General features: G+C 45.1%; 10 protein-coding genes and 1 pseudogene. 2 read left to right on the top strand and 9 right to left on the bottom strand.

The window, feature by feature from the left end:
• The 8 genes and pseudogenes from ACUVJL_RS15855 to ACUVJL_RS15820 form a co-directional block, all read right to left on the bottom strand.
• Nucleotides 1-622: pseudogene (locus tag ACUVJL_RS15855) on the bottom strand (IS1 family transposase); the annotation flags it as partial.
• 146 nt (nucleotides 623-768) lie between these two features.
• The gene (locus tag ACUVJL_RS15850; RefSeq protein ID WP_445246724.1) at nucleotides 769-996 is read right to left on the bottom strand and encodes an EF-hand domain-containing protein; all 228 of its coding nucleotides are present in this window, start codon (nucleotides 994-996) and stop codon (nucleotides 769-771) included.
• A gap of 18 nt (nucleotides 997-1,014) precedes the next feature.
• Nucleotides 1,015-1,188, bottom strand: a complete 174-nt coding sequence (locus ACUVJL_RS15845) for a hypothetical protein (protein WP_445246723.1) — start codon at nucleotides 1,186-1,188, stop codon at nucleotides 1,015-1,017.
• A 275-nt stretch (nucleotides 1,189-1,463) separates the two neighbouring features.
• The gene (locus ACUVJL_RS15840) at nucleotides 1,464-2,453 is read right to left on the bottom strand and encodes a DMT family transporter (RefSeq protein WP_445246722.1); all 990 of its coding nucleotides are present in this window, start codon (nucleotides 2,451-2,453) and stop codon (nucleotides 1,464-1,466) included.
• Nucleotides 2,454-2,567: 114 nt separating this feature from the next.
• Nucleotides 2,568-3,965, bottom strand: coding sequence for a hypothetical protein (locus ACUVJL_RS15835; protein ID WP_445246721.1), 1,398 nt, complete (start codon nucleotides 3,963-3,965; stop codon nucleotides 2,568-2,570).
• Between the two features lie 658 nt (nucleotides 3,966-4,623).
• Nucleotides 4,624-6,741 (bottom strand): mechanosensitive ion channel domain-containing protein, encoded by a 2,118-nt coding sequence (locus ACUVJL_RS15830; RefSeq protein ID WP_445246720.1) that lies wholly within the window; start codon nucleotides 6,739-6,741, stop codon nucleotides 4,624-4,626.
• 182 nt (nucleotides 6,742-6,923) lie between these two features.
• The gene (locus ACUVJL_RS15825; protein WP_445246719.1) at nucleotides 6,924-9,008 is read right to left on the bottom strand and encodes a histidine phosphatase family protein; all 2,085 of its coding nucleotides are present in this window, start codon (nucleotides 9,006-9,008) and stop codon (nucleotides 6,924-6,926) included.
• Nucleotides 9,009-9,525: 517 nt separating this feature from the next.
• The gene (locus ACUVJL_RS15820; RefSeq protein ID WP_445246718.1) at nucleotides 9,526-11,148 is read right to left on the bottom strand and encodes a mechanosensitive ion channel family protein; all 1,623 of its coding nucleotides are present in this window, start codon (nucleotides 11,146-11,148) and stop codon (nucleotides 9,526-9,528) included.
• A 222-nt stretch (nucleotides 11,149-11,370) separates the two neighbouring features.
• On the opposite strand from ACUVJL_RS15820, the gene ACUVJL_RS15815 reads away from it, so the two are divergent.
• Entirely contained in the window at nucleotides 11,371-12,315 is a 945-nt protein-coding gene (locus ACUVJL_RS15815) for a DMT family transporter (protein ID WP_445246717.1), read from the top strand.
• Between the two features lie 93 nt (nucleotides 12,316-12,408).
• Complete coding sequence (locus ACUVJL_RS15810; RefSeq protein ID WP_445246716.1) at nucleotides 12,409-13,374, top strand: DMT family transporter; 966 nt, start codon at nucleotides 12,409-12,411, stop codon at nucleotides 13,372-13,374.
• Nucleotides 13,375-13,410: 36 nt separating this feature from the next.
• Here the strand turns inward: ACUVJL_RS15810 and ACUVJL_RS15805 are convergent, their stop codons facing one another.
• Entirely contained in the window at nucleotides 13,411-14,544 is a 1,134-nt protein-coding gene (locus ACUVJL_RS15805; protein ID WP_445246715.1) for an RNA-guided endonuclease InsQ/TnpB family protein, read from the bottom strand.
• Between the last annotated feature and the right edge of the window lie 164 nt (nucleotides 14,545-14,708).

The following is a 14,708-nucleotide window of genomic DNA, read 5'->3' as shown; positions in this document are numbered from 1 at the left end:
TTTTCACACTTAGAATAACAAAGAGTTTTTCTTTTTAACCGAGCCAAGTAATGTCTGAGTCTTGTATTTTCACCTTCAACTCTTGTCATATAGGTTTTGCTAATAATCTGGTCTCCCTCCGGAATAAAATTTGGGTAAACTTTCGAGCCATCTGTTACATAAAAGTAGCATTTCCATTTACTAACTTCCGCCCATAGTGGTTCAAAAGTCTTGGCGCTATGGTCGCCTAAAACCCATCCTAAAATACCTGGCTTAAAATGGTCTACCGCTGTCCACAGCCAGGTTTTGTTTTTTTTGAACCCACAAATGTTTGTAATTCATCTAATTCTCCCACTTCGGGAGTTGTTTCTGGTTCGTAATAATCTGGTAACAGTTTCCCGGCTTCTTTTACCCAATTAATAATTGTAGTATGATGTACATTTTTGACTCTTTCAATTGCTCGAAAACCCAGGCCATTAACATACATTTTTAGACATTCACGCCGAACTTCTTTTGGATATCCTTTTTGAGGCTTATAATCATCTATAAATTGTCTTTTGCAGGGAACACAAATATAATTTTGCTTGCCTTTTTTGTGACCATTTTTATTGATATGAGTTGAATTACATTCAGGGCATTGCATAATATTGCTTTTAAATGTGTGTTATTTTTGAAGCTCGGAGGACAACTTCATCATACCATAGTTCAGCAACGCCTTTTCTTGAAGCTACGCAATGCACCGATGGTGATCTTGAGGTCTGACCACAGGGACTCGCTGGCGATGAACTCCTAGAAATCAATCTCGCCGTCGCCGTCTATATCTGCCTTTTTGATGGCTGCTTGGATTTCGGAGTTGGTCGCTGTTGTGTTGAAACAGCGAACGATCTCAATCAATTCCTCAGCCGACAGCTTGCCACTCTTGTCGGTATCGATCAAATTGAAGATCTGCCGTAGGTCCGCTGCAATATCCAAATCTTTGCGACTTGCCATCCATTCGATAAAGGAATCCCGCGTCACGACTCCTGCTTGATCGGATCATCGATCGAGCAGGTTGGCGCGATCGCCCATGGAAATGCCCTGACCAAGCACTTCCAGGGCTTCTGTGATTTCCTGGCGTGTTAGCGAACCATCAGCATTTGCATCAAACAAATTGAAGACGCGCTCAAATTCGGCTAGCCGTTCGTCACCAATGTTTATGGTGTTTATCATGCCTCTATGCTCCATTTAAAAAATAATCTAGCCTCGATCGGAAATATGTAGTACCCCGAAACCCTGTGCTATCAAGTTTTTTAAGTAGAATTGTGTACTTAATCTACCCAAGAACCGCTATATTAGAAGACTTTATGTAAGTGAGCTTCCCTAAAAACTATAAAGCTTTTTTGTCAAAAAATATATAAAAGCATCCTCCTAAAGTTATAGAACTTGAATAATCAAGGGTGAAAGATTAAAATGTAGGAAAAGTATTACATCAGTCAAAAATAATTTTAATTTTCCGGAATCGTTAATTTTTCAGCTCCTTGACTAAGCTTGGCGATGTATATGCCTGCCAAAACTACAGAAAAAGCCAACCAGTTCAGAGGGCTTAACTCTTCCGAAAAGATTATCCAAGCAAGTATTGCAGTAATCACTGGATCGAGCAACAAGAACACGGAAACGAACCCAGAAGAAAATCCTTTGAGGTTATAAGCCTGAAGGCTTTGACCCAAAACTTGGCAGATTAATGCTTGGGCAATTATTGTTAACCACCCAGCCCAGGAATAGGGAAAAAGTACATCTTCCGTTAGCAGAACGATGGGGAAAGTTAACACTGCCCCGAAGAAGGAACACCACAAAAGTATCGTTGTCGCTGAAAACTTGGCTCGAAGTTTTTCTACAGTCAGCAGATTGGCTGCAGAAAAGACGGCAGATAGCATGGCAAGGGAGTCACCTGTGAAGTTATCACTCGCTACCTGCAAATCGCCAAGTCCAATTATGATTGATCCGCTGATGGCGATTACCATACCAATGAGGAATTTGCCCTCAAAACATTGACTGAGAAACAGCCATCCCATCAGAGTCGTGAACAGCGGGGTTACGTTATGCAGCAGATTAGAGTTAGCCACACTTGTCTGGGTGAGTGACCAAGCCCAGGTTATTAATGTGCCTGAGAAAAAACAACTCATTACTAGCAACAAGACTAAATCGCTGATTGTGTAATGCTGCTTTTGGAGCAAGGAGTCGTGGGAGTGTCTTTCCCTCAAGGTCTCGAACACCTTCCCTAATCCTAAAATGATAGTGGCTACCCAGAAGCGATTGAATATTGTCGCAACCGGACCGAGTTCCCGTTCGCTCAATCTGATGAAGATGGCGGCAAAGGATAAGGCAAGGATTGCCAGAAATAACGAAATTAGTCCAATACTCCCTTGGAGTCGCTGTGCGATCGCACCTGGTGTCTGCTCTATCTGTGGCTGTGATGGTTTCAGTTCAATTGTCATCTTCACCCCTCGGTGTCTGCTCTATCTGTGGCTGTGATGGTTTCAGTTCAATTGCCATCTTCACCCCTCAAAGTAGTAATTGCGCGACGCAATTGGTGGCAAAAGCTAATAGCATTACTCTTGCATTCCCGCATACAGGAGTCGGACAAATAAGCGGACACCATCATCATTTTTTAAAGTTGAATAGGAGGGAGCTTCACTGTTACCGATCGCACGCAAATCCGAGAGCAGTTCTGGATGGAACTGGCAAGTAAACGAGCGTCTAATTTTTTTAGTTTCAAAGTCTTTGTAGTTAATGCAGGTTGCCGAACATTCGGTAACTATTTCACCATCTTCCTCTGCTGTTGAACAAAGGATTTCCAGGGAATCGGGCAGTTGTATCAGCCATGACAGAGCGCTTCCAGCGATGATGTGCCGATAGGGAACAATTGCGTCATGAATACTGCGGTAAGCCCAGTTTGCAAACAATATTGCTTCTTCGTTGACTTCATCCGAATGAAACATCGAAATTGATATTTCACGCTCGTATTGAATAGTTGTGTCAATCACACCTTCATGTGCATCAGCCGTTACATCGTGGGCATGAATGAGTTCCCAAGGAATACCCAAGGCATCGCCGTCGGGAGACTGATAAGGCCACAACACACGATCGCCTACTTCTTTTAATTCATTGCGCGTCACGGCAAAATGCTCGTCATTCCAGCCATTGGCAACAACTCGTCCATCACGCTTTTTGACTTCGAGTATCTTGCCCATTGCTTCGATGCGCTGGCTGACTTCTTGCAACGATCTCAGACCCATTCCTGAGCGATCGCGATCCAGAGAGGTCCTGCCCAAAACTTCTTTGACTGCACGACGGATGAGCCGTATATGACATTCAGCAGCTAACTGGTGTCCCACACAAATGAATATTGCGGGGGCACTGGTGGGCGATCGCGAGATCAATAGTTTTTCCACTAATGCAAACATATCCTCTCGCGGACAGGCCGGACTTGTCCAGGTGGAGGCATCGTATGTTGATGGATCGCCGCCTTCGACTACCACTGCATAACCAGAGTTAATTGCGGGAACAACTATTTCTGGATCGAGGACTCCTGTTGACCAAACAGGTAGTAATACTGAGTCCATATCGGCGACTTTCTGAGCAATGTAAGCGACATTTTTGGAAGCCCGAACATCTTCGCCAAGAGCGTTAACGCCTACGTGTTCCCAAGGTTCGATGATAGTAATACAGTTGCGTAACAAATTGGGATGCAACAGTAGAAAATCCAAGTCTGACCGTGAATTAATCACTTTTTCTAAAGGCTTGGCGTGTCCCCACTCAAAAATGCCGTCGCTGGCAAATAGTTGTTTTTCTACCAAGGGGTCTTCTGAGGTTCTATCTGCTAAGAAACGACCTAACAAAATATGTGCTGATTCAAAATCCGATCTGCCTTCATGCAAGTAGCCAGGAGTGAGTCGCCAATCGGCTGTGGTGGTTTGATTATTGTTAAATTTGATAGCTTCTACCATTTTACCTCTACAATTAATTTCTCATCCGAAAGCACTAAGCTGATTTGTCAGCCTATATCTCTAGTCCCTGTTCTTGGGAGTTTAACCAGTTAGTCAGAGCGATCGCTGTTGATTTAACAGCAGATCCCACTCTTGCCCGAAAAATTATTACAAGCACATAGACATGAATCTTGTGAGTCCTTCATAAAGAACATTACCATAGTCGTCGAGGTTAAGGAAGTAATCGGTGGCGACTAAGCGCTTATCGTCTTCGGTTAGCTATAGCGGTTCTCAAAAAAGTGAGGTATGCCCTATGCCCTATGCCCTATGCCCTATGCCCTATGCCCTATGCCCAGTCGTACCTCATCTTTCTGAGAAAGGCTATATATCAAATGCGATCCAGCATTTGGGCCCCGGTTTCCGATGACTAATATTCCAGCGATAGTACTTCGGGTCAAACGTGCGATTTTTGCCAGAGAGCGTTTCCTCGGTAGATGTAAATAAAAGCGTAGATTTGGTTTTCTAATGAATGGGGAGTTGTTAAAGATTGGGGCAGGGATAATTGATGATTATTTGTCCCGACGTTCTTTGAGTTTCTGTAATTCCTGAATAATCGGTCTGGAGCTTTGTTTTGGTATGTAGCGTTGGGTTTTGTTCTTAAAACCCAACCTACCAGATGTCAATCTGTAGGGCTTTCCGAAACCGAGCCTGCTCCCAGATGCACAGAGGTTTGCGAAACGAAATCGGGAATTTTGGCATTACTATTATCTGGTTCTGCTACATCCATACTTTTGGGGATAGCAGCAAGTTGGATACCATCTTTGTAGAACCGTTCCCGAATCATGCGGATCACGTCTGAGTGGACTGTCCAAAAATCCTCTTTGTTCACCCACCCATCGGCCTTGACACTGATGTAATAGTCTTCAATGCTCCACACTTGGGTGCTGGGGACTGGATCTGCCAAAACTTTGGGATGCGATTTCATTATTTCTACAAGCAATTGCTCCACCTTACCCAGGTTTTCCTCAAAGCCAATCCGCAAGCAGTGTGTAAATTTGCGAGTTTGAGCGTGACTCAGGTTTTCGATAGTGTCGCCCCAAACCGTGTTGTTGGGAACGTTAAACATCTGACCATCAAGACCTTTGATTTTCGTGTTAGCTAAGGTTATGGACTCTACCCATCCCCAGAGTTCGCCGAGTTTGATTTCGTCACCGACATCGAAAGGCTTGTAGGCCATAATCATCAAGCCACTGGCTATGTTACCCAGGTTGCTTTGCAGGGCAAAGGCCAAAATGAAACTCAAACCCCCAACCAGGGCTAAAACTGGACCGAGGCTGACTTCCAGCGCTGTCAGAGCCACTAGAAACCCGACAACAACTCCGCCGCGCTTGATGAGCATCACGATAAATTGGCGCATGATTCTCGATGTGCCACCGAATACCTTCATCAGTCGGTAGAGAATCGCGCCGAGGATTTGAGAGACAACGATGGAGACAATCACAATCCCGACGAACTTCCCTGTATTGCCCGCCCAACGCAGCCCACCTTCTTCAGATTTGCCCCAAGCCAGAAGCCGCACGCCCAAACCTTGGGTATCTTTGGTATCTACGTCGATACTCATAACGGCTTGAGTGTACTGGCGGTAGGGCTTGGGATCGCCACCTTTTTTCTCCAGTTCTTCTAAGATGGCGTTAAAGTGATCGTTGATCGCCGTTAGCTCCGACTGGAGTTCGGTAACAGTGACTACGAGTTGGTTCTTTGCAGAAGATTCGGCATCGGTACTCTTTTGCAAATTTTCGGTCGTTTTTTTGAGTTCCTGTTGTTTTTGTTGGAGGTTCTGTTGGTTGTTGACGACTCCTGGGGCACCAGCAACGTTCTCTTCCCCGTTGTTTTTAATTTCGGTGTTTTCAACGGAGGCTGTGGTGTTGTCTCGCTCTTGGGACGATTGCCCTGTTACAGTAACCCCAATATCTTTGAGGAGTTGTTTGAGGGCTTCGCCGGCTTTTTCTACCTGCTGGGTGGCTTCCTGGTATTCCGGTGAATCGGGATCGGCACCTTTTTGAGCTTCTTGGGCCGACTCGAAGGCTTTGATCGCTGCTTCTAGTTTTTCGATCGTTTTGGTCGCCTCGGAATAAGCTAGAGAGCCCGCAACGGTCTGATCTCGATCGGCCTTTATTTTATCAAGAGTTTGTTTGGCTGTTTCTAAGTGGCCAGTTTTTTGAGCTTTTTCCAGCGTCTTATTCGATGTCTCGTCTTGTTTTAATTCGGCTTTGGTTATTTTCGATTTCTCAACTGCTGACTGGGCTTTTTTGAGGCTTTCTTTGGCTTCTTCTACCTTTTTCGTTCCTTCTTGATATTGCGGTGAACCAGGGGCAGCACCTTTTTGAGCTTGCTCGGCCGCTTCGAGGGCTTTTTTGGCTTTTTCTAGGGAATCAACGCCTTCTTGTTGTTGGCTGATGGCTTGATTCTGGCGCTTGATGGTAACTTCAGCTTCGCTGATTTCGTGGGCTTTTTGTTGGAGTACAAGCATCCACGCTGCTGCCTCGTCTCGGAGTTCTTCGAGAGTGAGCGGCTTCAGGAGGATTTTCAGTTCATCAACGGGAATATTCAGGTCTTTGTTAGTTGTTGCTGCTTTGGGGTCGGCTGGTTTCTCTGGTTCAACTTGTTCCACCTTTGGAGTGTTGGCATCTTTAGCTGGCTCTTGATCTTGGTCCTGCGATCGCACTGGAGTCGTCCATACCACGCCAACACAAACGACTGCTGTCAGGATAATTGCTCGAATTTTATAACGCGACATTTGCTACATTCTCCCGATTTTGATTTTTAACAAGTTCATTGCACAACTAGGTTTTTCAAGCTAAAATTTGACGGGCTGCGGAGAAACTGGATCTGTAAATTGCTTCTCTATTTAATTGGAATCTGACATAATTTACAAAAATTATGTCAGATCCATTAGTATCAACTGTTGGCGATCGCCACTTATCCTCCAACTGGGGATGCAGTAGGAGAGATGACGTTCAGGTTGGCAACTAACCCATACGTTGATACATACTCTTCTAACTCTGCTAAATCGACAGTGCCATTTTTATCGGAGTCAAGAATGGTAAACAGATAATCAGTGATGTAGCTTCTGACTTCTTCAGAGCTACGTTCGCCTGTTGTCATATCTTCGATTAGCCCTAACAGCTCCATAATCTCAGCTCGATCGAGCGTCTTAGTTCCATCCGTATCCAATTGCAGGAAAAGCTTTTTGATATCTTCTGTTGCCACTCTCGAAGAACGCAGTGTTTCTCTCAGTATGTCATTGCCAAAGGAATTCATGAACAATATCTGTTCGATGAGTGGTATGCAGAAGAACCCCAGCGCTGCCCAAAAAATTGCATATCTTACGGCTTCGGGATTTGTAGTTGCACTAACTCCGATGAAAAGAGCCGCCCAAAGGAAAAAGTTGGGATTCACAAGCAGGATATAAGCATCCCGAGCTTCTGCCTTACTTAGCTTGCCTTTTGTAAATACTGAGGTTAATGTAGCTACTAGGCGCATCGAGACAAACACTAAAGTTGCAATTGCTAGTTGTTGCAGACAGGCTAGGGAGCGGTTCGGATCGGTTGAAGAAAATAGATCCGAAATGAAGGTTGATGGAGTAAACTGAAACCCTGTTGCCAAGGCCATGAATGCGACAGCAAGCACTCCGATGAATTTCCAGTTTTTACTGTGGTGGTTTGATTCAACCGGGGATTGGTCGCGCCAAAACTGGGCGATCGCACCCGGTATTGCCAGACCTACAATTAGAATGATGCCGAAAAAGATCAGGCTGTCAACGTTAATGGGTAAATTGGCAACCTTCAATGTAGCCAGAAGCACCAGTGGAGCAACGATTGATAGCGTTCTTGACAATAAAGCCGACGGATAAAGATTACCGCCCCAAAGCACGGATAAAACTGGGGAAGTAAGGGCTGGGGGAACCATCCAAAACAGCACCCACAAAACTTTGTACAGATCCGCTTCAGTCTGATACAAAAATCCAGAAAATATTAAAAATAGCCCAACTGCCCATCGCACTGCCATCCACCCGTAAACTAGATACTTCACAGTAGAGGTTACTTTGCGTTTACTCGCTGCAAAGTCAATGTCTAGGTAGGTATAAAACGTTGAGGCGGCAAGACACGTAACGATTATTGCTCGAAATAGCGGTGAGGGAATAGCTCCTGCTCCGGCAGTGATTGCCCCTACCAAGCTTCCCAGCAAAAAGGCGGCGGCATAGATCAAAATCGCCCACATAATTGAAAGATCGTTGATCTCTTTACGCAGCGAAGCAGCACCGCCGGATTCCTTATCGCGAAACTTGACGAGATCCACACCGCTGAGAGCTTTACCATTGGGAAGTTTCAGGTGTTTATAAGCTGTCGGCGGTAGACCGCTTAAATAAAGTGCTAGAGGCTCCAATACATATTGGTGGCACACTACTAGAACTGTTTCTCCCCGTTCCAAGTGCGGTACTATTTTGTCTTCGTAGAAACGGGCAGCGCGAGAGTAAACTTCGGCAATCTTTTCGCCAGCCGGAGGTGCTTCGTTATGTGAATGCAACATTTCCTCGAACCCTTCGTAGCCCAGTGCTAGACGCAGCAAATTTAGGTTGCGACCCGCAAAAATGCCAAAGGATTTCTCGCTAATTCGATGATCTATTTCAACGGGGGTATCGGACGACTTTAGTGCTTGACTTTCAGCAAGGGCGATTTCACAGGTTTGCCGTGCGCGTCTCATGTGGGAGACATATACTGCGTCAAACTTTGTACCTTTTTTTTTCAGGTCAACACCTGCACGGCGCGCCTGCAATCGGCCAAAGGATGTGAGGTCAACATCCAGAACTCCTGCAAAAATGTTGCGTTCGTTACTGGTACTTTCACCGTGCCGAATAAAGTAGACACGTCCTAGCTGTTCTGCATTGAGTTCTTTGTGTGAAGCCACAGAAGTTGTTGTGGCTGCATCGTGGAATTTACTTGTAACTTCGATCGATCCATTTTCGGTACTTTCTACCTGGTCATCTAAGTTTCTAGTGTTCATTATGTACTTTCACTACGCCTTAAACAGGATTTAGATTCTTTTCTAACGTTGAAGTTTGAGACTTTCAAGTGAGATTAGTTAACGACCAAAAGCAATCTACCACGAAACCGCGATCGTAGACCGTTCTGATCGTATACTTTGCACGGTCATAAACTGTGCTTTTTGTCCAGCCAATATTCTGGGAAAATCACCAGAATAAAAAAATTAAATTAGTGGCGTTGCTGATTCAGGGTATGAAGCAACTTTTCGCTTGATGTTACAAAACTCACCCGACTTGGCTTATAGCAATTCCGAAATCTTCCATTCATACCTGCTTGCCCTCCCAAACCAACAGATTCTTGAGATGGGCTGCAGATTAAGGATGAGTTTAGGGGATCGATCGCCTTGGTCTAACAGCTTCTGCAATGTTGCTTTCACCCCTGCTCAGCGTGAAGCTGGCTTGAGAATACCGTAGAGACGGAATATCCGATCGACTGATATACTCAGATGCTTTGTTAATTTACCAACAGTCTCATAATCAATTAGACAAATATGACTGACGCAAATGCCAGACGATCTCACGCCGCATTTCGCTAAGAATCCGCTGTCCCCGTTCACAATGTTCCAACTTGATGTCATCGACATAGAACCGCACCAGCGTGTCTCGCGTGTAATCTCCCTTCAGGTCATTGATCCAGATTTTGGGGTCTTGCCATTCATTGCGTGAACTCTTGAAGTTTTCTCGCAACCATTCGCGAAAACGTTTTACCAGCTCGTCTAATCGCGTATCTAACCCTTTGGGATTACTAATTGCCCAGAACAGCTTGTTGACTTTGATCTTCAACAAATCAATCTTCTGTTCCCACTCTTGCTTCAACGTTTGCTGGTCTTCTTGAAATAGGTCAGGGTCTTTCAACCAGTACTTATACCAACGGCGTATCAGCCCAATCAACGTACTCTCGGATACTGTTCCCGTAGCTTCACTGAGCAAGCGTCTGCGACGGTCATGTCGATCGGACTTTTTTGATTCCAGTCCAATCTTTTGACAAAGTTCCAGATAGTAGGCTTGCACTGTTCGCCGCTCCTCTACATCTAATCCGCTCTTTTCTAATTGGGAGATGAGATCGGCTAGGTGCGCCAAACCGATTTCAATCTCAGCTAGTAAAGTATTCACCTCAGACTCAGCTAACAAGCGTTGCCGTCCCGCCTCTCGCTTCTGTTGCGCTTTTACCCCTGGTAAAGAGTACCCATAAAACTCGTCAACTAATTCTAACTTCTTGTGTATTTCGCCCATAGTATCCGGGTGTCCCAGCACGACTTTTTCAATCATGGAGATGGCTAGGGCCGGGGCAACATCTGCTTTGATGGGAATGGCGATCGTGTAGTAGTAATGATTGGTCGGACGGCTGAGGTTAATAATGTCCTGCCCTTCAAACACGGCATTGGGAATGTAAATCTGTGAGTGCGTGTCAATGAGATACAGTTCGGTTAATCGCAGCCCAATGTGTTTGATCACGCCTCTTTTACCATTGGCTAGCTCTATCACATCCCCAAACCGAAACGGTGTATCGATGAGCAAGACTAACCCACTGAAGAAGTTTGCCAGAATGTCTTTTAGCGCAAACCCCAAGATAAAACTGATTCCTCCGATTGCAACTAACACACCTTGGAGGTCAACACCGAATGCCTGGAGAAACAGCAGTCCACCCACTAAGTAAACAATTAAAGGGAGAACATTTTGTAGGATGGGAGTCAGAACATCATCCCACATTGCCTCCGAGCCTGCGGCATACTGCCTAAAAGCATAGGTCACAACCTCGGTGAGCAATTGAACCGCCCAAAAGGCGGCGAGAAGGACAAGAAAAGCGGTCAAGCCTCGTTGGAACCAACTAATGTAAATTGTAGGAGTGATAAATAGCGTCTGCAATGCCAACTTGAAACCGATCGTCAGCACAATGAGTGTCAGCGGCGTTTGTGAGACGTTGAGTGCAACTAAGGCCAGGTCGGAGGTAAACTGACGGAAAACCCTCCGCAAAATACCAAACAGTAGGTAGAGAACAATAACGACAACACCAAGAATGCCGAAGTTAAGCAAAAAAGCACCCCATCCTGGAGCAGAAAAAATGGCTAACAGAAACGTAGAACTGCTGATCGTCGTCATTTGGAAATCGGCTCCCTAAATTATGTAAAAAATGGTGCTTGACATAGTTTTAGATAGGTGTTAATTAATGAAAGGAACGATCTTTCAAAAATAAAAATATAAAAAAACTAAAACAAGCATTTAGCTCCGGGATTTACTAGAGAAGACTTCTCGATCACCACGAAGCACAGTTGCTTCACAGCCTATCATAGATTTTTCTGTTTTATATTTGTTTCACCCCTGATGAATGAATCCAATAAAACGACGATGGCGATCGCCTCATTATTTGTCGGTGTAGTCGCGATATCTTTTGGCTCTATCTTCATTAGATGGAGTGAATCTGAACTCAGCCCCAATGCTACAATATTTAATCGCTTTTGGCTAGGTAGTGTCGTCTTCGGGCTGTGGCAAGGATACAAGGCGATACGTCAGAGACTTTCTGGTGACAAACCCGTTCCACAGCATTCATACACCAGTCAGGAGCTTTTGCTATTGCTGGGTGCTGGAACTTTTTTTGCTGCCACCTTAGCCTTTGTAGCTTGGTCGCTGACTCAAACCAGCGTCGCTATCTCGACAATCCTACATAATCTTACCCCGATATTTACCAGCTTAGGAGCTTGGTTGTTATTCGGTCAAGGCTTTAACCGCCAATTTCTGATTGGGATGGTCGTCGCCATTGGCGGAGCGATCGCCATTGAAATCGAGCAGATACAAATCGCAACTGGTGAGGTAACAGGAGGCATAGCTGCCATCGTCTCTGCGGTTTTCATGGGTGCATATCTGCTGGTGGTAGAACAACTGAGAACCAAATTTGACCCCATCACAATTCAGTTGTGGGTTTGTGCGATCGCTACCCTATCCATTTTGCCCATGCTTGTGTTCGCTCAAGAGCGGGTTTTTCCTTCTTCAGTGAATGGATGGCTGTTCGTCATTTTTCTCGCCCTCGTCTGCCAAGTTTTAGGTCAGGGACTTTTAACATATAGCGTTGCTGGCTTGTCCTCAGTGGTTGTCTCCTTAGTACATTTGTTAGAGCCAGTATTTAGCAGCATTTTGGCTTGGGCAATATTTTGGGAAAAGTTAAGTTTCTCGAATTGGGTAGGTTTTGCCCTAGTTCTCATCGGTCTATACCTAGCCGTATCTAGCCAAGCTGCTGTTCGTCTCCCACAAAATCGCCTAGAGAGCGGGTAGTCACCATTACTGTTTGTTTCAACGGTAAGCAACTGAAAAAGACTTGGCTCAAAAAATCAACACAACTCGATGTCAACACATTTGCTAAAAAGTATGACAGCCAAACTGGAATTAGCACAGCAACCGTCGTCCAGAACACCTGCTTGGATCGCAACTGCTTCATTATTTGCCAGCCTGATCCCCCTATCTTTAGCACCAATCCTCGTCAAACTGTGCGAACGAGAAATAGGTTCAAATGCCGTAGCATTCCATCGCGGCTGGATCGCTACCATCGTCTTTGGCTTGTTGAGCGGAGTTGAGGCTTTGGACCGCCAAAAATCCGATCGCCAACCCGTAGAACAGAAGCCTTTTACGAGACGAGAATTGGGGCTATTGGTAGCATTGGGAACTTTTGGAGCGACCTACTTCCTCCTGTGGTCTTTGTCGCTGACTCTAACCAACGTTGCCAACGTTACGTTATTTTGTGGTTTGAACCCACTCTTTGTCGGTTTGGGGGGGTGGTTGTTATTAGGTAGGCGCTACAATAGCAAATTCATCATTGGCATGATCCTGGCACTGGCGGGAGCGATCGCTATGGGATTGGATGACGTGCAGTTCGCCACTAACCAAGTACAAGGTAATGCCCTGGCCTTGCTATCGGGGGTTTGTTTTGCTGCGTATTTGATACTGCTAGAACTGCTACGAGAACGATTTACCACGGCAACCTTATTGCTGTGGCGCTGCGCCTTCACGACTATGTTTGCGTTTCCCGTCCTCGCACTCGCCGAAGAAACATTGTTTCCCCATTCCTGGATGGGGTGGTTTTTCGTAATTTTGCAAGCCCTCTTGTGCCAAGTGTTGGGTCAAGGACTTTTGGCTTACAGCCTCAGCAGGCTGTCGTCAGGGTTCGTCGCCGTCACGCTGCTTTTCGAGCCAGTCCTTGCCTCAATCTTCGCTTGGGTAATTTTTTCTGAACGCTTGGGTTTCTTTGACTTGATGGCGTTTGTCGTGATTTTATCCGGTATCTATGTAGCTCAATCGAGTCAATCTGCCGTTAAAGAAACCCGCGAATTAACTTGACATACTCCCCCGGCTGAAGCACGGGGGATTCTAAGCTCAGACAGCAATTGCAGGCGAAGCCTGTCTAACATCACCTAACTTAACGGTTGATGCCCCACCAAGGAAAACAAGCAAGTTATTCTTGGCTGCATTCTCATCTCTATCATTCACCTTCTGACAGGACGGACATCGCCATTCTCTTGTGTTCAAATCTAAATCTTTCAGGACGTGTCCACAGTGTGAACAAGTCTTACTAGATGGATACCAACGGTCGATGAAAACCACTTCTTTCCGTTTCTTCTTGGCAACCCATTCAAGAATTTGAAGAAATTCGCCAAACGCAATGTCTGAAGTTTTACGTCCCCAAAGTCGTTGCATTCCTTTTAGATTCAACGTCTCAAAGCACAGTATATCGAACTTATCAGTTAGTTCGTGAGCCAATTTCCAAAACCAATCAGAGCGACGATTCACTACATCCTCGTACTTGCGAACTAGATTGAGTCTTGCTCTTGGACGGTTCGCTGAGCCTTTCCGTTTTTTGGAATGCTGACGACTTGCTTTCTTAATAGCGTTAAGGGACTGTTTTAGAAATTGCGGTGATTCGATTTTTGTTCCATTTGAGCAGGTGAGAAACGTTTTCAATCCGAAATCAAAGCCAGCGATTCTACTCGTCTCGACTTTGGTTTCAAGCTCTCCAACGGTGTCAACGACCACAACTATAAATAGCTCTCCTAAGGTCGTGCGCTTAATAGTTAACGTCTTGATCGTCCCCTCTATCTCTCTGGAATTCCAATACTGATAAACGCGAGTCCCAATCTTAATTCGATTACCGCCTAATAATTTGTAGCCAGCTTGCTTGAGAGTGAACGATTTGTATCTGCGAACCTTCTTAAATCCGGGCGGTCTAACTCCCTTCTTGTGATGCTTAAAAAACAGTTGGTAGGCTTTCTCAATGCGTTGGCAGATATCCTGTACAGCTTGAGAGCCGACCGTTTGCCAGAACGCTTTACGCTTTCTCAGTTTGGCAATATGCGATTGAAGTTTTGCACAATTCAAATGCTTTCCCCACATCCGGTAGTACCGTTTATGGAGTGCAATGCAATGGTTATAAATCACCCCGGCAGCATTGATACTTCGCTTAAGGTGTTTATTCCGCTTGCTTTGATATAGCTTGAACTTCAATGTTTTCATACTGATTACGATCACATAATAGGATATAGCAGTCCTAAATGAGTCGCAAAATTGTATAAATTATAATAATTAGGGAGTATAATAATACTTGTATACTGGAAATCGGCAAAAAAGCAATATGTCTGAGCAACACTATTTACAAGAATTAAGTGATTTTATAGATG

It is taken from the genome of Microcoleus sp. OTE_8_concoct_300 (assembly GCF_031383065.1).
Lineage (GTDB): Bacteria > Cyanobacteriota > Cyanobacteriia > Cyanobacteriales > Microcoleaceae > Microcoleus.
The sequence above is the reverse complement of the archived record's forward strand: the minus strand, read 5'-3'. Positions and strand labels throughout refer to the sequence as shown.